At 40.1% G+C, this 17797-nt stretch carries 17 protein-coding genes and 1 riboswitch; of the genes, 14 read left to right on the forward strand and 3 right to left on the reverse strand.

Annotation, left to right across the window (positions count from 1 at the left end; all coding sequences use genetic code 11):
- The first annotated feature begins 45 nt into the window (after nucleotides 1-45).
- From DFO72_RS10930 to DFO72_RS10975, 10 genes are all read left to right on the forward strand, one after another.
- Nucleotides 46-1218, forward strand: a complete 1173-nt coding sequence (locus DFO72_RS10930) for a pyridoxal phosphate-dependent aminotransferase (protein ID WP_113881730.1) — start codon at nucleotides 46-48, stop codon at nucleotides 1216-1218.
- 92 nt (nucleotides 1219-1310) lie between these two features.
- A riboswitch (SAM riboswitch) is annotated at nucleotides 1311-1414 on the forward strand.
- An 86-nt stretch (nucleotides 1415-1500) separates the two neighbouring features.
- Nucleotides 1501-2733: a 2,3-diketo-5-methylthiopentyl-1-phosphate enolase gene (locus DFO72_RS10935; protein ID WP_113881731.1), complete on the forward strand. Its 1233-nt coding sequence runs from the start codon at nucleotides 1501-1503 to the stop codon at nucleotides 2731-2733.
- A complete protein-coding gene (locus tag DFO72_RS10940; RefSeq protein ID WP_113881732.1) occupies nucleotides 2726-3388 on the forward strand; it encodes a 2-hydroxy-3-keto-5-methylthiopentenyl-1-phosphate phosphatase in 663 nt (220 codons plus the stop codon). The genes DFO72_RS10935 and DFO72_RS10940 overlap by 8 nt, the downstream gene beginning before the upstream one ends.
- Nucleotides 3385-4020 (forward strand): methylthioribulose 1-phosphate dehydratase, encoded by a 636-nt coding sequence (locus tag DFO72_RS10945; protein ID WP_113881733.1) that lies wholly within the window; start codon nucleotides 3385-3387, stop codon nucleotides 4018-4020. Before DFO72_RS10940 ends, DFO72_RS10945 begins: the two co-directional genes overlap by 4 nt.
- A gap of 76 nt (nucleotides 4021-4096) precedes the next feature.
- On the forward strand, nucleotides 4097-4615 hold the full coding sequence (locus DFO72_RS10950) for a 1,2-dihydroxy-3-keto-5-methylthiopentene dioxygenase (RefSeq protein WP_113882137.1): 519 nt from the start codon (nucleotides 4097-4099) through the stop codon (nucleotides 4613-4615).
- A 300-nt stretch (nucleotides 4616-4915) separates the two neighbouring features.
- The gene (locus tag DFO72_RS10955; protein ID WP_113881734.1) at nucleotides 4916-5149 is read left to right on the forward strand and encodes an aspartyl-phosphate phosphatase Spo0E family protein; all 234 of its coding nucleotides are present in this window, start codon (nucleotides 4916-4918) and stop codon (nucleotides 5147-5149) included.
- Between the two features lie 237 nt (nucleotides 5150-5386).
- Entirely contained in the window at nucleotides 5387-6205 is an 819-nt protein-coding gene (locus DFO72_RS10960) for an electron transfer flavoprotein subunit beta/FixA family protein (RefSeq protein ID WP_113881735.1), read from the forward strand.
- Nucleotides 6206-6229: 24 nt separating this feature from the next.
- Nucleotides 6230-7255, forward strand: a complete 1026-nt coding sequence (locus tag DFO72_RS10965) for an electron transfer flavoprotein subunit alpha/FixB family protein (protein WP_113881736.1) — start codon at nucleotides 6230-6232, stop codon at nucleotides 7253-7255.
- A complete protein-coding gene (locus DFO72_RS10970) occupies nucleotides 7248-8543 on the forward strand; it encodes an FAD-dependent oxidoreductase (protein WP_113881737.1) in 1296 nt (431 codons plus the stop codon). The genes DFO72_RS10965 and DFO72_RS10970 overlap by 8 nt, the downstream gene beginning before the upstream one ends.
- A complete protein-coding gene (locus DFO72_RS10975; RefSeq protein ID WP_019381639.1) occupies nucleotides 8543-8827 on the forward strand; it encodes a ferredoxin family protein in 285 nt (94 codons plus the stop codon). Before DFO72_RS10970 ends, DFO72_RS10975 begins: the two co-directional genes overlap by 1 nt.
- Nucleotides 8828-9273: 446 nt before the next feature.
- Here the strand turns inward: DFO72_RS10975 and DFO72_RS10980 are convergent, their stop codons facing one another.
- Both DFO72_RS10980 and DFO72_RS10985 read right to left on the reverse strand, forming a co-directional pair.
- Nucleotides 9274-9594 carry a hypothetical protein gene (locus DFO72_RS10980; protein WP_113881738.1) on the reverse strand — a complete coding sequence of 107 codons (321 nt, stop codon included), beginning with the start codon at nucleotides 9592-9594 and terminating at the stop codon, nucleotides 9274-9276.
- Nucleotides 9595-9771: 177 nt separating this feature from the next.
- The gene (locus tag DFO72_RS10985) at nucleotides 9772-11007 is read right to left on the reverse strand and encodes an MFS transporter (RefSeq protein WP_113881739.1); all 1236 of its coding nucleotides are present in this window, start codon (nucleotides 11005-11007) and stop codon (nucleotides 9772-9774) included.
- 146 nt (nucleotides 11008-11153) lie between these two features.
- On the opposite strand from DFO72_RS10985, the gene DFO72_RS10990 reads away from it, so the two are divergent.
- Nucleotides 11154-12146 (forward strand): phosphotransferase enzyme family protein, encoded by a 993-nt coding sequence (locus tag DFO72_RS10990; protein WP_113881740.1) that lies wholly within the window; start codon nucleotides 11154-11156, stop codon nucleotides 12144-12146.
- Between the two features lie 35 nt (nucleotides 12147-12181).
- On the opposite strand, the gene DFO72_RS10995 is transcribed toward DFO72_RS10990, so the two are convergent.
- Nucleotides 12182-13684 (reverse strand): PAS domain-containing sensor histidine kinase, encoded by a 1503-nt coding sequence (locus tag DFO72_RS10995; RefSeq protein WP_113881741.1) that lies wholly within the window; start codon nucleotides 13682-13684, stop codon nucleotides 12182-12184.
- A gap of 130 nt (nucleotides 13685-13814) precedes the next feature.
- On the opposite strand from DFO72_RS10995, the gene DFO72_RS11000 reads away from it, so the two are divergent.
- The 3 genes from DFO72_RS11000 to DFO72_RS11010 all read left to right on the forward strand — a co-directional run bounded on the left by DFO72_RS11000 (nucleotide 13815) and on the right by DFO72_RS11010 (nucleotide 17786).
- Nucleotides 13815-15398, forward strand: a complete 1584-nt coding sequence (locus DFO72_RS11000; RefSeq protein ID WP_113881742.1) for a bifunctional metallophosphatase/5'-nucleotidase — start codon at nucleotides 13815-13817, stop codon at nucleotides 15396-15398.
- 102 nt (nucleotides 15399-15500) lie between these two features.
- Nucleotides 15501-15956 carry a MarR family winged helix-turn-helix transcriptional regulator gene (locus DFO72_RS11005; RefSeq protein WP_113881743.1) on the forward strand — a complete coding sequence of 152 codons (456 nt, stop codon included), beginning with the start codon at nucleotides 15501-15503 and terminating at the stop codon, nucleotides 15954-15956.
- 135 nt (nucleotides 15957-16091) lie between these two features.
- Nucleotides 16092-17786 (forward strand): M3 family oligoendopeptidase, encoded by a 1695-nt coding sequence (locus DFO72_RS11010; protein ID WP_113881744.1) that lies wholly within the window; start codon nucleotides 16092-16094, stop codon nucleotides 17784-17786.
- Nucleotides 17787-17797: the final 11 nt, after the last annotated feature.

The raw sequence follows: 17797 nt of genomic DNA on the forward strand, positions 1-17797 counted from the left end.
CATTTGTGACTATATTTTCAATCTTTTTTTAAGCAGGTGAACAATTTGGTAAATTATCCGCAATCAGATCTTTTGAAAAGTCTGCCTAAACAGTTCTTTGCATCTTTGACAGCTAAAGTGGGGGAAAAGCTCGAACAAGGGCATGATGTCATCAATCTTGGACAAGGAAACCCTGATATGCCTACACCAGAGCATATTGTCAAGAGTCTTCAAAGTGCAGCCGATAATCCGCAAAATCATAAATATTCCCCTTTCCAGGGCTTCCCTTACTTAAAAAAGGCAGCTGCAGACTTTTATAAAAGGGAATTTGATGTTGAATTGAATCCCGAAACCGAAATAGCCATCCTTTTTGGTGGTAAAGCCGGTCTGGTTGAAATCCCTCAATGCCTTTTAAATCCTGGGGACAGCATATTGGTTCCGGACCCGGGATATCCTGATTATTGGTCAGGTGTAGCACTTGCCAAAGCAAAGATGGTGACAATGCCTCTAAGAGAGGAAAATAACTTCTTGCCAGTATACAATGAATTGTCAGCAGACCAGCTAAATGCAGCAAAACTGATGTTCCTTAATTATCCAAATAATCCGACTGGAGCAGTGGCAAACCAGGATTTTTTTCAAGAAACAGTTGATTTGAGCCGAAGCCATGGCATTTGCATTATCCATGATTTTGCATATGGAGGAATTGGTTTTGACGGCATAAAACCTGAAAGTTTTCTTCAGGCAGAAGGGGCAAAAGAGGTCGGAATTGAAATATATACACTTTCAAAGACCTTTAATATGGCAGGCTGGAGAGTTGGATTTGCAGCTGGCAATGAAAGTGTCATCACAGCACTGAACCTTATGCAGGATCATCTATATGTCAGCTTGTTTGGTGCTGTTCAGGAAGCTGCAGCAGCTGCTCTGTCAGGACCACAGGATTGTGTTAAGGAATTGAATTCCATCTACGAATCCAGACGGAATTCATTCATCTCTGGCCTTAGGGAAATTGGATGGGATGTACAAGCTCCTAAAGGCTCCTTTTTTGCATGGCTTAAGGTCCCTGAACAATTTACATCGGAAGAGTTTGCTGACTATCTCTTAGATAAAGCGCATATTGCGGTTGCACCTGGCATTGGATTTGGTGATTTTGGAGAAGGGTATGTGAGAGCCGGTTTACTGACATCTGAGGATAGACTTAAAGAAGCGGTGGCACGAATACAAAAATTAAATTTATTTTAAATTTATTTCAAAATTCAATTGACAAAAATATTAAGCACTGTCATAATTTTAATTAAATTTTAATTCTAAATTAACTGAATACTTGTTTCGTTTTCTTATCAAGAGCAGGCGGAGGGACTAGCCCTATGAAGCCCGGCAACCGACTTATACCTGAGCACGGTGCTAAATCTTGCAGCTTATAGCTGATAGATAAGAAGATGTTAGATGGCTATGCTAACCTCTTCTTATTTGAAGAGGTTTTTTATCGTTCTCATTCTTTGATTTTTGAAAGGAAGGATATACATGAGTGAAATTATTGCAACGTATCTGGTTCATGATGAAAAACATAACCCGGAGAAAAAGGCTGAGGAGATCGCTTTAGGCTTAACGGTCGGGTCATGGACCCATTTGCCCGAACTTGAAAAACAGCAGCTGGAAAAGCATAAAGGCAGGGTCGTTTCTGTTGAAGACCATACTAAAGATGAAGAAAGAAAGGAAACAGCTGCAGTCATTAAGATTGCCTATCCTACTGTAAATTTCAGTCCTGATTTACCGGCAATATTGACAACAGTCTTTGGAAAACTATCATTGGATGGAAAGATTAAATTGTTAGATTTACAGTTTTCCAAGGAACTTAAAAGCTTTTTCCCTGGGCCTCGATTTGGGATTGACGGACTGAGGGAAAAACTGAATGTATATGATAGACCCCTTTTGATGAGTATCTTCAAAGGGGTGCTGGGCAAAGACATGGATTTTTTAACTTCGCAGCTGAGGGAACAGGCCCTTGGTGGAATCGACCTTGTAAAAGATGATGAAATTCTATTTGAAAACCGCCTTACACCTTTTGAAGACCGGATAACAGAAGGCAAAGAAGTGCTAAGGCAGGTTTATGAGGAAACAGGCCACCGTACCCTATATGCTGTGAATTTAACAGGGAGGTCTTTTGATTTAAAAGATAAGGCAATGAAAGCATCCAGCCTTGGTGCAGACCTTCTTCTGTTCAATGTATTTTCTTATGGGCTCGATGTTTTGCAGTCACTAAGAGAAGATAATGAGATTGGGCTGCCTATCATGGCACATCCTGCGGTTAGTGGAGCTCTTTCTGCTTCAAGTGTTTATGGGATTTCCTATCCTTTGCTTTTAGGCAAACTCCTCAGGTATGCAGGGACCGACTTGTCTCTATTCCCATCACCTTATGGATCGGTTGCCCTTGAAAAAACTCAGGCATTGTCAATTGGGGATGCCCTGACTAAGAATGATTTTTGCAAAAGAACCTTTCCGGTTCCATCGGCCGGCATCCACCCGGGTCTTGTGCCTTTGCTTTTCGAAGACTTCGGAATAGACAGTGTAATTAATGCCGGAGGTGGCGTACATGGGCATCCGGATGGGGCAAGAGGAGGAGGTTTGGCATTCCGCCAGGCAATTGATTTAATTTTAAAGGGGGCTTCTTTGACAGATGCTCCATCAAACTTCCCTGAATTAAAAAAAGCGATTGATTTGTGGGGATATAAAGAGGTGGCTGTAAAGAATGGCTAAAGTGGCGGTTTTTTGTGATTTTGATGGAACTATTACCGAAAATGATAACATCATTCATATCATGAAGCACTTTGCTCCTTCCCATTGGGAAGGGATTAAAAATCAAGTTTTGGGACAGGAAATATCCATTCAAGAAGGAGTAGGAAAGATGTTTTCCCTTCTCCCAAGCAGTCTGAAAGATGATATCACCGATTTCATCTTAGAAAATGCGAGAGTAAGAGAGGGATTTCAGCCATTTATCGATTTTCTGGCAAAAGAAAAAATACCGCTTTATATAGTCAGCGGAGGAATAGACTTTTTTGTGGCACCTGTACTGAATGAGTATGGACCCTTTGAAGAGGTATTCTGCAATAGTTCTGATTTTAGCGGTGATACAATAAAAATCTTATGGCCTCATAGCTGCGATGAAAAATGCAATAATAATTGCGGCTGCTGCAAGCCTTCTATTATGAGGAAACTAGAGGATGAGGACACCTTTAAAGTGGTGATCGGAGATTCAGTAACTGATCTGGAGGCTGCCAAACAGGCAGACTTTGTCATTGCCAGAGACCTGCTCCTGGAGAAAAGCAAAGAGATGAACCTAAATCATTGTGCCTTTGAAACATTCTATGATTGCATTGAGCTTTTAAAAAGTTTAAATGAGGTGAGGGTATGAGCAGAGTTGAGGAAAAATGGAATGAGCTTGCAGATATTAAGGAAGAGCTTGCAGAAAGGGACTGGTTTATGGGAACAAGCGGAAATCTGGCCATTAAGGTCAGTGCACATCCCCTTCAATTCCTCGTAACAGCAAGCGGAAAGGATAAAAGGAAACGCACGGATGAAGACTTTCTCCTTGTTGATGAATTGGGACACCCGGCAGGGGAAACACATCTAAAGCCATCTGCTGAAACACTTCTGCATTCTGAGATATATCGAAGAACGAAAGCTGAATGCAGTCTTCATGTACATACAATTGACAATAATGTCATTTCAGAAATTTATGGTGATCAAGAGGCGGTTACATTTAAAGGGCAAGAGCTGATTAAAGCATTCGATAAATGGGAGGAAGATGCTGTTCTCGAGATTCCAATTATTCCGAATCATGCGCATATTCCAACGCTGGCAAAGTGTTTTTCTTCTCATATACATGAAGATGCAGGTGCCGTTTTGATAAGAAATCATGGAATTACGGTATGGGGCAAAACCTCTTTTGAGGCTAAAAAGATCCTTGAGGCTTCAGAATTTCTATTCCGTTATCAGCTAAAGCTCCTGGAATATAAGCCCAATCAGCTATTTAAAGTAGTTTAATATATAAGTGCTGTTATTAAACCATTCGAGAAAAAAATTTTAATAGAAAGGAATGATTGGTTTGGCATATATCGTAATGAAAAATTCAAAAAAAGAAATTAGGAATCAGGAAGAGGTTGCTGCTTTTCTGGAAAAGCAGGAGGTTATCTATGAGCACTGGGCAATAGATAAACTGCCTGAAAATCTGCAGGAAAAATATTTACTTTCCGATAATGAAAAACAAGAAATTCTGGATGCATTTGCTGAAGAAATTAAGGATATTTCAGACAGAAGAGGATATAAGGCACAGGATGTAATTTCCCTTTCAGAGAATACGCCGAATTTGGAAGAGCTTCTTCAGAATTTCCAGCAGGAACATCATCATACAGATGATGAGGTGAGATTTATTGTCAGCGGTCATGGAGTTTTTATTATACAAGGAAAAGATGGAGAATTCTTTGAAGTATTCCTGAATCCTGGAGATTTAATATCCGTACCCGAAAATATCCGTCATTATTTTACTCTTCAGGAGGATCGAAAAGTAGTAGCCATCCGGATTTTTGTTACCGCAGAAGGATGGGTGCCAATTTATGAAAAAAAGGAAGTCCATCAATAATTCAATGACCCATTGCCCCCGGCATTGGGTTTTTATTTTCCTGATATAAAGATTGGATGTTTTTTTATATGTTATAGTCTTTCAAATTTTTTATCAAATCCCGTTAAGGCCGCACGATTAAATTTAGCAAAATGTGTCGAACCTCCATGAGGGCGAATTGAAATTGATGTCGATAAAAATAAATTCGGAAAAAGATTGTCTAATATTGCGAATCTATTTACATTTATAGAAATTCTTGTAATAATGCTTCAAGTAGACACATTTATATCGGATAAAGGGATAGGAGTAGGAGGAAGAAAGTTGCGCTATAAAAGAATACAGCTGCTGACTGAAATTCAGCAAAAAAGGGAAACAATGATAGAAACGGCCAAAAAAAATGGAATGGCGAGCCAGGAAACGGTGCGCTGCAGCCAGGAACTTGATCAATTAATTTTTGAATATCAATGCGTCGTTAAAAGAGAGAAGGAACAAAAGAAGAGAATGAGGATTTCCTTCCGGGAAATGATTCTCTCATGGAAGAAAGCAGTTGTATAATTTTAAAATTCCGAGTATATAGATTGAACATATAATAGGAAGAAAAAAAGGATCCGTTGAGGATTCTTTTTTTTAGTGGGCACCAGTTTGGGGTTTTGAATGCACAATTCTTATTAATTCTTCATTGCAGTACTATGCATGTATCGAGAATCATATCGTAATACAAAGCTTTTTATCTATCTCTTAAAGCGAACAATACCCATAGAAGCTTTAAGTTAAGAGGGGGGAAAGTAAAAAATGCACATAGTAGTGTGTGTCAAGCAAGTGCCTGATACAAAAATTATTAAAATCAATCCCAAAACCAATACCCTTGACCGGCGCAGTGCTCCTGCGATTTTAAATCCTTATGATGCCCATGCAGTGCAGGAAGCAGTGAAATTGACAAAGACCATAGGAAAAGGCACCATTTCGGTTTTATCCATGGGACCTCCACAGGCTGTTGCTGTTATTAAGAAAAGCATCGAAATTGGAGCAGACCGCGGATTTTTAATTTCGGACCGAGCATTTGCAGGCGCAGATACACTTGCAACAAGCTATGCTCTGTCTAAAGCATTGGAACGTATTTCAAAAGATATGCCTGTGGATTTAATCATATGCGGAAAACATGCCATTGATGGAGATACCGGCCAGGTGGGACCAGGAATAGCAAGAAGGCTGGATATTCCGCCTGTTACAAATGTTATTGAGGTAACCGAACTTAATGAAGTTGAAAAAACGATACAGATCAAAAGGAAAATTACGAACGGATATGAATTAATACAAGCTCAAGTCCCTTGCCTGCTGACCGTTGAAAAAGAGATTAATAGCATAGAATACTCCCCTATGCCCAACATGATAAAAGCTGCCAGGTATGAGCCGGTTATCTGGTCTGTAAATGATCTTGAGGAAGTGGATCGTACACAACTCGGGTTGAAAGGGTCTCCTACGATAGTGGGAAAAATGTTTACCCCTCCAAAGCCGGAAGGCGGAAAGAGGCTTGAAGGAAATGCGGAAGAACAGGTTAAACAGCTGATGGAGCTGCTTAATGATAAGAAAGAGCTATTTGTTAGCCGATAACTGGAATAATTAGGGGGGATTTACATGATGGATGAGTACCGGGGAGTGTGGGTATTCATAGAACAAAATGATGGGAAAATCGAAGGGGTTTCCCTTGAATTGCTCGGTGCAGGCAGAAAGCTGGCAGATAAGCTGGATGTGCCACTTTCCGGTGTTCTGCTTGGATATGAGATAAAGTCTTTAAGCCAGGAAGTAATCGCTTATGGAGCTGATCAGGTATATGTCATTGACCATGAAGTGATGAAAGATTACCGGACGGAGTCTTATATGAAGGCAGTTATCGATCTTGCAGAAAAATATAAACCTGAAATATTTCTCTATGGGGCCACTTCCAATGGTAAAGATTTGGCCAGTGCTGTTGCTACAGATCTTAGCACTGGATTGACTGCTGATACAACCATGCTGGATGTCGAAGTGGATAAGAGGCTGCTTGAAGCTAGCCGCCCGGCGTTTGGTGGAAATATAATGGCAACCATCCTTTGTAAAAAGCATCGGCCGCAGATGGCTACTGTCCGTCCTAAGGTTATGAAAGCCCTGGAGCCAGATCCAGATAAACAGGGCGAGGTTATAGAAGAAGCGATTACCCTAAGTGAAGATGAAATGCGCACAAAGGTAATTAAAATTGTGAAAGATGTCACAAAAAAAGTGAATTTAGCAGATGCTCATGTTGTTGTTGCGGGCGGAAAAGGAATGGGAGATTTTCAAAATTTCCAGCTGATCCATGAGTTGGCCGATGCAATTGGAGCAACCGTAGGGGGTACAAGGGATGTAGTGGAGGCAGGATGGCTTCCGCATGAACAGCAGGTTGGGCAGACCGGGGAAACCATTACCCCAAAGGTCTATTTTGCTATTGGGATATCAGGGGCAATCCAGCATATCGTAGGCATGAAGAATTCAGAGTTCATAATTGCGATTAACAAGGATCCGGACGCACCTATATTTGATGTAGCAACTTACGGAATCGTGGGTGATGCACTTGAAATTGTGCCGAAGCTGATTAAAGAGTTAAAGGAAGCTAAGGAAAGAGGGGGTGAAATAAGTTATGTCTGAAAAGTTTGATGTCATTGTGGTGGGAGCAGGGCCTGCAGGAACTTCCTGTGCTTACACATGCGCCAAAAACGGTCTCAAAGTCCTGCAAATTGAAAGAGGAGAATATCCCGGCAGCAAAAATGTAATGGGCGGAGTTTTATACCGTAAGCAAATGGAGGAAATCATTCCAGAGTTTTGGAAAGAAGCACCGCTGGAGCGGCCGGTCGTAGAACAGCGGTTTTGGATGATGGATAAAGAATCGACAGTGAGTTTTGGCTATAAAGGTCTTGAGTGGGGGAAGGAACCATATAATAATTTTACAGTACTCCGGGCGCCATTTGACCAATGGTTTGCAAAAAAAGGGATTGAACAGGGCGTTCTATTAATAAATGAAACAGTAGTACTTGAGTGCTTGACTGAAAACGGAAAAGTGGTTGGTGTAAGAACTGACCGGCCGGATGGCGAGGTATTTGCAGATGTTGTGGTTTTGGCAGATGGTGTAAATTCACTGCTGGCAAAACAGTTGGGCTACCATAAAGAATTTCGTCCTGATGAAGTGGCACTGACGGTAATGGAAGTAATTAATCTCTCTAAAGACAAAATTAATGACCGCTTTAACCTGGAAGACAACCAGGGCTGTACGATTGAAATATTCGGGGACTCCACGAAAGGCAATCTGGGAACTGCCTTTATTTACACCAATAAAGATAGTATTAATATTGGTGTGGGAACCACACTGTCAAGTATGATTAAGGCGAAGCTTAAGCCTTATGACCTGCTGGATTATTTAAAAACACACCCTATGGTAAGACCCTTAATAGAAGGAGGAGAATCTGCCGAGTACCTGGCTCACTTGATTCCTGAAGGGGGCTACCATTCAGTGCCTAAAGTGGCCGGCGATGGTGTCCTTCTTGCAGGTGATGCTGCACAGCTGGTTAATGCCATACATCGTGAAGGCTCCAATATGGCAATGGCTTCCGGAACAATGGCTGCAGAAACCATCATTGACGCCAAAAAACGGGGTGATTTTAGCGAAACAAGCTTGAATCAGTACAGGGAAACACTGTATCAAAGCTTTATTATTAAAGACTTGGAAAAATATAAAGATGCAACTCACACGTTTGAACACTACCCTCAGTATTTTAAAGAATATGTTCCGATGCTTAACAGGGCAGCGAGCAAATTCTTTACAGTTGATGGAACTCCTAAGAAAGAAAAGCAAAAAGAAATTATGAAGAGCTTCACCAGTGAACGCGGGACCATTCGTATGATTCAAGACATGTACAGGGCATGGAAGGCGGTGAAATAATGTCAACGAAAACGATCGAAGAAAAGCAATATTTAGTTCGTTTTAAGGCAGACACAAAATCACATCTTACTGTATTGGATCATGATATCTGCATGACAAAATGCCCCGATAAAATATGCACTATTTTCTGCCCGGCTGAGGTGTACAAGTGGGAAGGATTGAGAATGCAGGTGGGTTATGAAGGATGCCATGAGTGCGGCAGCTGCAGAATTGGATGCCCATATCAGAATATTAAATGGGAATACCCAAAAGGCGGTCATGGAATAGTATTCAGGCTTGCATAAAGTTAACCCCTATTTCATACAAAAACCGGCCACATTTGGCCGGTTTGAAAAGGGGGGTAATGAAAAAGGTTTTATCTTTCGGTACATTTCTTATTATAGATAAGAAATATTAACAAACTGTTAACAACATATATCAAAACTATTAATCCTGCAGCAAACATGTCATTCTGGTTTTATTATTAGTTACCGCGTTAAAGCTTTTAAGTAATAGTACTTTAGTATCTTAATTTTTTAGGCGGGATTTGTTAAACTAAATGTGGTCGGACTATTATAGTTGACCCCCTATAATCTGGAGAGCTTAGAGAAGTCTAGGCTCTTTTTTTAATATAAATTAAGAATTCACTTTTTTTTGGGGACTTTGATTAAAAGTAGAAATTACCTATATGTATGTTATTTCACATTCGAGGGTAAAAAAAGAGTAACGCATAGGGGAGTGGATTTGGAGGTTAGCTGATTTTCTCTTGTCTCTTTAAAAAATTGAACTGGGAGTCTTTTACATTGACTTCAAGTTCTTTAGCATGTTCAAAAGCCTTATGGATGCATTCGTACAGAGATGAAGAATAAAGCGCCTTATTCCATGAAAAACATCCTTCTGAATTGGATGGATATAGGGTGACTCTCCAGAGGTAATATTCTTTTTCCTGTTCTTTAAGCTGTCCTTCCAGAGCGATTAGCCAATGGGTTTGCCCGGCCGGAAGGAATGAATCAGTTTCATTTGCAGGAATAAGGCATTTTTGATAAAAATCGTAGTAGTTTGGCAGATGCATATTTAATCCCTCCTAACATTTTACAGGGTATTTAGCTGCGCCAAAGAGAGCTAATATCTTACCTTTATTATATGGCAAAAAAGAAGAAGATTGCACATAATTATTAAAATTTTTAGAAAATTTTAATAAAAATAAATCTATATACCTTATAAGAAGGAGGGGGGCCCCCCCTCTAACCTATTTATTCCATTCTGAAACAGTTTCATCCGGCGGGAGCAATAATGTCAGCAACCCCAATACGGGAAGAAAGCCGGTAAATATGATCATATTTATCAGACCAACAGTGTCGGCTATATAGCCCAGTGCAATTGAGCCTATTGCCCCCATACCAAAAGCCAGCCCCACTGTAAGTCCCGCCATAGTACCGATTTTGCCGGGAACTAATTCCTGAGCGTATACTACCGTCACCGAGAAGCTTGACATCAGTATGAATCCGCTTGCCACCAGCATTATAAATGCAATAGGAGATGGAACGAAAGGAATCATGGTGGATAACGGAACAGTCAGGATCATGGATAGAAAAATAATTTTTTTCTTTCCAAACCGATCTGCGAGCGGCCCGCCAAAAAATGTGCCCAATGCACCTGATACTAAAAATGCAAATAAGAAGAGCTGTGCCTGACTAATGGAGAAAGAGTATTTTTCTATCGCATAAAAGGCATAGAAATTTGTCATACCCGATATATACCATGAACGGGCAAATATCAAAAAGAGAACCAGGATTAGTGCACTCCATATTTTTTTTGATATCCTTTTATTATTATGGACACGAGCTTGTTTTTTTGCTCTGCCGGCAATCAATTCTTCCTGAAGGCGTCCAGAATACCAAAATGCTATATAAATCAGCAGCCCGACTGCTATAGCGGCAACTGCAGTAAACCAGGCAGCACCCATTTGACCTAGCGGAACAAGAATAAGGGCCGTAATGATAGGAGCTAGTGCCTGTCCTGTGTTTCCGCCGACCTGATAAATTGATTGAGCCAGACCTCTGCGCTGGCCGGCTGCCATATAAGCAACCCTGGATCCTTCCGGGTGGAATACAGCTGAACCAAGACCAATGAATAATACCGATATAATAATCCATTTATAATCCGGGGCAAAAGCCAATCCTAATATGCCAAATAAAGTTGAAGTCAGGCCGATTGGCAAGGCAAAGGGGAACGGCTTTTTATCAGTGGCCATTCCAACAACCGGCTGCATGATTGAAGACACGATATTAAGTGAAAAGGCAATCATACCCAGCTGTGAGTATGAAAGCCCCATAGATTTTTCTAAAATGGGAAACATGGCTGGAATGACAGATTGAATAGAGTCATTCAATAGGTGGCAGAGGCCAATAATGAATAAGATCCGATAGACCGTTTTCTGCTGCGGCTCATATCTTGGACTGACTGAAGCAGCGGTAGTACTCATGGTATATTCTCCTTTTTTCCTGAACATTTCGTAAAGCTAAATATAGTTTACCTTATTCAATAGACTTTCAAAATAGTTATTTTGGAAATCTATTAAATATTATATAATTTACATTATTCAGATTAAACAAGAGGGCAGGGAAGCCAATGGAAAAAGCAGTTGATGCTTTAATGACGGACGATATTCTTACTAATTTCCTTAGAATCTATTCTTTGAATATAGAAAATTATAAAAAGCTGGGTGACTTTGAAAACTATGTTTATGAGGTTCATAAAGATGGAAAAGCACATATTTTGAGGATTACCCACTCATCTCACCGCATGCTTGAGGAGCTTTTATCAGAAGCAGACTGGATGAGTTATCTGAAATCGAAGAATTTAAAGGTTCCAGAAGTTTTTTCATCACAGAATGGGAATTTGGTTGAGCGGTTAACAGCTGGGGACGGTTCTGTCTTTTACGCCAGCCTGTTTTCAAAAGCAGAGGGAAAACCAATAAGTGTTAGGGCACCGGAATTCAATAACGAGTTATTTCAAGCATGGGGAAGAACGGTGGGGAAAATGCATGCAGCCACTAAATCATATGTGCCATCAGATGGAATTGTACCGCGGATGCAATGGGATGAAGAAGAATTGCTTACAGTTGAGAAATATATACCTGCAGAAGATCAATTAGTCATTAAGCATACGGAAGATTTATTGAATCTGCTTCAAAACTTGCCAAAACATATAAACAATTATGGCCTTATTCATACTGATCTACATTCCGGAAACTTCTTTTACGATGGGAAAGAAATACAAGTATTTGATTTCGATGACTGCTGCTATCATTGGTTTGCATCAGATATAGCCATACCGCTGTATTACTCACTTTTATATAAGTTTAAAGAGGGGGATCCATCAGAAATGGAAATCTTCGGCAAGCAATTCCTGGACTCCTTTTTGGATGGCTATCGCCTGGAAAATGAAATTCCCGATGATTTGGGACGGCAGCTGCCCTTATTTCTGAGACTGAGAGATATCACACTTTATTCTGTCCTGCATAAAAAAATCGCACCAAAAGATAGAAGTTCGCAGCTATTATTTATGATGGAGACGATAAAGAAAAGAATTGAAAGAAACGACCCAATCTATTTGAGCTAAAAAAGAAGGTGCCTCGCAGCGAGCACCTTCTTTCTTTATGCTTCGTTTTTGGCAGGCAGAAAAATATCTACATGCGTTCCTTTTGTTTCTTTGCTTGTAATAAATATTTCACCGCCGAAAGAATGCAGAATGCGCCTGCAGACTACCAGGCCAAGGCCTGTGCCCGTTTCCTTTGAAGTGTAGAATGGGTGGAAAATCTTTTCAATCTCACCTTCAGAGATGCCTGAACCTGTGTCCGCAATTTTAAGCTGACACTTGGAATGCATTTTATTTAGCTTGATTGTCAGCTTTCCTCCGCCCTCCATCGATTCAAAAGCGTTTTTCGTTAAATTCAAAATAACCTGTTTCATCTGGTCTTTCGTACATTCGACCATGACAGGTTCATCTGAAATAGCAGATTCAAAAGTGACATTGTGTAAATTGGCTTCGGAGATTATCAACGGTTCCAATTCCTTTATGATATTTCTCAAATCAAGTGTTTCCATCTTTTGAGCTGCAGGTTTACCCAGAATTAAAAATTCACTTACAATTTCATTAATTCTGCTGATCTCATCATTTATAACTGAAAAGTAATACTGGTCATTTGTATTCGTATATTTTTCACTTAATAGCTGAATAAGGCCTTTTATTCCTGTTAAAGGGTTCCTGATTTCATGAGCTGTGCTGGCAGCCAGAGTACCCACCAGTTCCAGCTTTTGGAGCTCATTTTCCTTTTTTTCCTCTTCATTCTGCTTTTTAAGCCTTAAATACTTAATTAAGAGAAAGAGAATATGGGTTATAATCATTAATATAAGGATAGCCCTAAAAGCATCTTTGACTATTGCAAGCATATCTCTAGGCGGCAATTCTACTTTTACACTCCAGGGAAGCCTGTCAATTGGAATTGAGATGCTATTCTGGCTGGAGAACGATGAGTCACCATTCATGTTGATATCCATAATCGTTTCCTTTTCAGAATTAAGGACAGAAAGTCTTGCTTCTGGAGTAAGAAGTCTCATGATATTTTGTACGTAATCCACCCTCATATGTGCCACAATAATAGAGATTACATCTCCATTGTCATTGAATACGGGTTTTCCTATCCCAACGACTGTTTGCCCATTGGTTAGTGTTTCAGGGGAGTTAGAGATAACAATATCTTTCGTGCGCGAAACCTCTTTTAGATATTTCTTGTTAGATAAATCGGAGTTCGCTAAGAATTGATTGGACCCTGTAAGAACCTCTCCGCTGGGGTTTAGAAGGTAAATGCCGCCATATCGCGGATCCAGCTGATTGGCTTTTTGGAGCAGAGGCTCCAGTTTATCAGAGGGCGTGTCAGCACTTCCTGCAGTCAGTGATAACATATCAAGGGTGGTGACAGTTTCGGAAATAAACTGATCCCAGCTTCTTTGGTGTATGGAGCCAATCCATTTTGCTTCTTCCAGTCTTTCCTCATCATTTTGTTTAACAGAGTCCATAAAGAAAAAGATGCTGCCGGCCAAAGTGGGAATAATTACTGCGATTAAATATAGTAGTAAATTTCGTTTTCGACTTTTCATCAGGTTAACTCCAGCATAATTAGGTTAATTTGTATATATCTAACTGACATTATTAATATTATACCATTTTGTGTTAAAAGAGGTTTATTTCTATCAAAGGAATGATATTTTATATGTAAGGAGGGGTTTGATGAAATCAGAAGTTTTTCTTACGGTTTTAGCTACAAGTGATGTCCATGGACATGTTTATCCATATTATTATGGAACTGGTGAGCATGCTGGTCATGGGCTGGGCAAGCTTGCAGCATTAATAAAAAAAGAAAAGGAACAATCTGAGATCTCCATTCTTATTGATAACGGCGATCTGATCCAGGGAACTCCTCTAACTTATTATTATTCCAGATACTTAAATAACCAAAAAAATCCCATGATACAAATATTAAATGAACTTGAATACGATGCAGCTGTAATTGGAAACCATGAATTCAATTATGGAAAGAACACACTTGCAAGAGCTGTCAGTGAATCCAATTTCCCATGGCTGTCAGCCAATATATTATTTAATTCAACAAAGGAAACGTATTTCGGGCTCCCCTATAAAATAAAATCTTTTCCAAATGGCTTGAAAGCAGCGGTCATAGGTGTCACAACCCAGTATATTCCCAATTGGGAGAAAAGGCAGCATATTGAACATCTTGTTTTTGAATCTGCGGTGATCAGCTTAAAAAGGTGGGTTTCATATATTCAGGAGGAAGAGAAACCAGATGTGATTATTGTCTCTTATCATGGCGGCTTTGAAAAGGATATCAGAACTGGTGAAGAGACGGAAGAACAAACAGGAGAAAATGAAGCATACCGGATCTGTACAGAAGTTCCTGGAATCGATGTTCTGATTACCGGGCATCAGCACCGTTTTATTGAAGGAGAACAAGTAAATGGTGTGGCTGTTGTTCAGCCGGGATTTAATGGTCAAGCGCTTGCAAAGGTCACCGTTAAATTCAGAAAGAAACACAATGATTGGCTGATTGATGATAAACACTCTGCGTTAATCTTTCCCGAAGGAATACCGTCTGATAATGAGGTTCTGCAGCTGGCGGGGTATTATGAATCCAAAACCCAGAAATGGCTGGATACGGAGATCGGTGAAATTGAAGGTGATATGCTGATTGATGATATATTTGAGGCACGCACTGGGGAGCATCCGCTGATTGAATTCATTAATAAAGTGCAGATGGAAGCGTCAGGTGCTGATATTTCCTGCACTGCCTTATTTCATGAGGGGGCACCCGGATTTCAGTCTAAAGTAACCATGAGAGAAATTGTTTCTAACTATATTTATCCAAATTCATTATGTGTCCTCAGAGTTGCAGGAAAGGACATTAAAGATGCTTTGGAGCGGTCTGCAGCTTATTTTGAATTGAATAGTGACGGAAAAATTATAGTGAATCCTGCTTTTTCAAATCCAAAGCCACAGCATTATAATTACGATATGTGGGAAGGTATTGAGTATAAAATAGATGTTTCACGACAAATGGGCAGCCGGATCACAAAGGTTTTATATAAAGGGCATCCAATCGGGGAAGATGACGAGTATCATGTAGTAATGAACAATTACCGCGCTGCCGGCGGGGGAGGCTACGACATGTTCAAGGATAAGCCGGTGGTGAAAGAAATTTTAACCGATATGACCGAATTGATTGCAGACTATTTTTTAGAAAAGAAAAAGGTAATTCCAACTCTTAATCACAATTGGGAGGTTGTTTCGGGCAAATGATCGGGATGTGTTAAATTGACAGCTTTCTTCCTGTTTTCTATAATGATTGAGAATTGAATTTATGTATACGCTACTAATTAAAAGGAAAAGGGATTGGATAAAATGGGGTCTGAACAAATTGACCAATCGTTGAAATTGTTTATTGTCCTGTCCAGGGCATATAGGGCAATAAATGAAAACGTAAATAAACTAATACAAACATATGGAGTGAACCCAACTGAATTTGCTGTTCTGGAACTGCTTTACCATAAGGGTGACCAGCCATTGCAGCAGATCGGCGGGAAAATACTATTGGCCAGCGGAAGCATCACTTATGTAGTGGACAAGCTAGAGCAGAAAGGCTTGTTGAAAAGGGTCGCATGCCCGAATGACAGAAGAGTTACTTTTGCACAAATAACAGATAAGGGAAAAGACTTTATCGAAAACATATTTCCTGACCATGAAAAGCATATCCATTCTTTAATGTCCGAGCTTACTCCAGAAGAAAAAGGCACAGCCATTGAGTTATTAAAGAAGCTTGGACTGTCTATCTCCAATGATAGAAATAGCGAACAATAACAAAAACAGCCTTTACTGGCTGTTTTTTATTTTGTGCTTTATAGATATGTTCAGGGGAGGAATTAACCAAATATTGTCGAAATAGTTTAGTGGTTTTATTAAAATCGATTTACATATACACGAGGGGGCAATAATGTGAGATTTGAAGACTATACATACGTTCGTCCGGATCTTGAAAAAGTAAAGGGGAAATTCGAAGCAGCGCTTGAGAAATTTGAAAATGCAGCTTCTGCAGACCAGCAAAATCAAGCTATGAAAGAAATTAATGATATTCGCAATGATGTCGGCACGATGTTCAACCTTTGTTATATCCGTCATTCAGTCGATACGAATGATGAATTTTACAAATCAGAGCAGGATTATATGGATGAGATTCAGCCTGAAGTAGAAGGGTTTGTTACAAAGTATTATCAGGCTTTGGTTAACTCCAGGTTCAGGGCAGAGCTCGAAGAAAAATGGGGGAATCAGCTTTTTGCACTTGCGGAAGCCCAATTGAAGGTGTTCTCGCCAGAGATTGTTCCGCTCTTGCAAAAAGAAAATAAGCTTTCATCAGAGTATACTAAGTTAATTGCTTCAGCCAAGATTGATTTTGAAGGTGAAGAACGCACTCTTGCCCAATTGGAGCCATTTACTGAATCTACAGATCGTGAAATGCGCAAAAAAGCAAGCGAGGCACGCTTTGGCTTCCTGGCAGATAATGAGAATGAGCTGGACCGTATTTATGATGAGCTTGTCAAGGTTAGAACAGAGATTGCCCATAAACTTGGATATTCAAATTTTGTTGAACTGGCTTATTTCCGCATGTACCGAACTGATTATAACGCAGAGATGGTTGCAAATTTCCGCAAGCAGGTGAAGGATTTCATCGTCCCAATCTGCACAAAGCTAAAGGAACGGCAAAGAGAGCGAATTGGAATTGACAAGCTGAAATTTTACGATGAAGGATTTGAATTTAAAACAGGAAATGCTGTACCGAAAGGCAATCCGGAATGGATTATTGAAAACGGACAAAAGATGTATGATGAGCTTTCCGGAGAAACCAGTGAATTTTTCTCTTATATGAGAGAAAACAATCTAATGGATCTGGTGGCCAAAAAGGGAAAAGCAGGGGGCGGCTATTGCACTTATATTGAGAACTATAAATCCCCATTCATTTTCTCAAACTTCAATGGGACGTCAGGAGATATTGATGTTCTTACTCATGAAGCAGGCCATGCATTCCAGGTGTATTCAAGCAGTCATTATGAGATACCTGAATATAACTGGCCAACCTATGAAGCTGCAGAAATTCATTCCATGAGTATGGAATTTTTTACATGGCCATGGATGGAGGGCTTCTTTAAAGGTGATACTGAGAAATACAAGTTTTCCCATTTGAGCGGAGGACTGCTATTCTTGCCTTATGGAGTATCAGTTGATGAATTTCAGCATTGGGTATATGAGAACCCGGATGCATCACCTCAGGAAAGAAAACAGGCTTGGAGAGAAATTGAGAAGAAATACTTGCCGCATAAAGATTATGATGGCAATGAGTATCTGGAGAACGGCGGATTCTGGCAGCGGCAGGGCCATATCTACAATTCACCTTTCTATTATATCGATTATACATTGGCACAGATCTGTGCATTCCAATTCTGGAAACGGTCCCGGGAGAATCAGGAAGCGGCATGGAAAGATTATTTGAAACTGTGCCAGCTTGGCGGCAGCAAACCTTTTACCGGACTGGTAAAAGAAGCTGGGTTGATTTCTCCTTTTGAAGAGGGATGTGTCGAGTCAGTTATCGGGGAAATTGAGAATTGGCTGAATTCCGTAGATGATAAAAGTTTATAAACAGATAAAAA

This window comes from Cytobacillus oceanisediminis (genome assembly GCF_004366035.1).
Taxonomy (GTDB): domain Bacteria; phylum Bacillota; class Bacilli; order Bacillales; family Cytobacillaceae; genus Cytobacillus; species Cytobacillus oceanisediminis_C.

Coding starts and splice junctions, on each gene's coding strand:
- DFO72_RS10980 (WP_113881738.1), bottom strand. CDS start 9,594: ATGCATCTGCCAAACTACTACGATTTTTATCAAAAATGCCTTATTCCT.
- DFO72_RS10975 (WP_019381639.1), top strand. CDS start 8,543: ATGTCAACGAAAACGATCGAAGAAAAGCAATATTTAGTTCGTTTTAAG.
- DFO72_RS10960 (WP_113881735.1), top strand. CDS start 5,387: ATGCACATAGTAGTGTGTGTCAAGCAAGTGCCTGATACAAAAATTATT.
- DFO72_RS10935 (WP_113881731.1), top strand. CDS start 1,501: ATGAGTGAAATTATTGCAACGTATCTGGTTCATGATGAAAAACATAAC.
- DFO72_RS10945 (WP_113881733.1), top strand. CDS start 3,385: ATGAGCAGAGTTGAGGAAAAATGGAATGAGCTTGCAGATATTAAGGAA.
- DFO72_RS10970 (WP_113881737.1), top strand. CDS start 7,248: ATGTCTGAAAAGTTTGATGTCATTGTGGTGGGAGCAGGGCCTGCAGGA.
- DFO72_RS10995 (WP_113881741.1), bottom strand. CDS start 13,684: ATGAAAAGTCGAAAACGAAATTTACTACTATATTTAATCGCAGTAATT.
- DFO72_RS11005 (WP_113881743.1), top strand. CDS start 15,501: ATGGGGTCTGAACAAATTGACCAATCGTTGAAATTGTTTATTGTCCTG.
- DFO72_RS10940 (WP_113881732.1), top strand. CDS start 2,726: ATGGCTAAAGTGGCGGTTTTTTGTGATTTTGATGGAACTATTACCGAA.
- DFO72_RS10990 (WP_113881740.1), top strand. CDS start 11,154: ATGGAAAAAGCAGTTGATGCTTTAATGACGGACGATATTCTTACTAAT.
- DFO72_RS11000 (WP_113881742.1), top strand. CDS start 13,815: ATGAAATCAGAAGTTTTTCTTACGGTTTTAGCTACAAGTGATGTCCAT.
- DFO72_RS10950 (WP_113882137.1), top strand. CDS start 4,097: ATGAAAAATTCAAAAAAAGAAATTAGGAATCAGGAAGAGGTTGCTGCT.
- DFO72_RS10985 (WP_113881739.1), bottom strand. CDS start 11,007: ATGAGTACTACCGCTGCTTCAGTCAGTCCAAGATATGAGCCGCAGCAG.
- DFO72_RS10965 (WP_113881736.1), top strand. CDS start 6,230: ATGATGGATGAGTACCGGGGAGTGTGGGTATTCATAGAACAAAATGAT.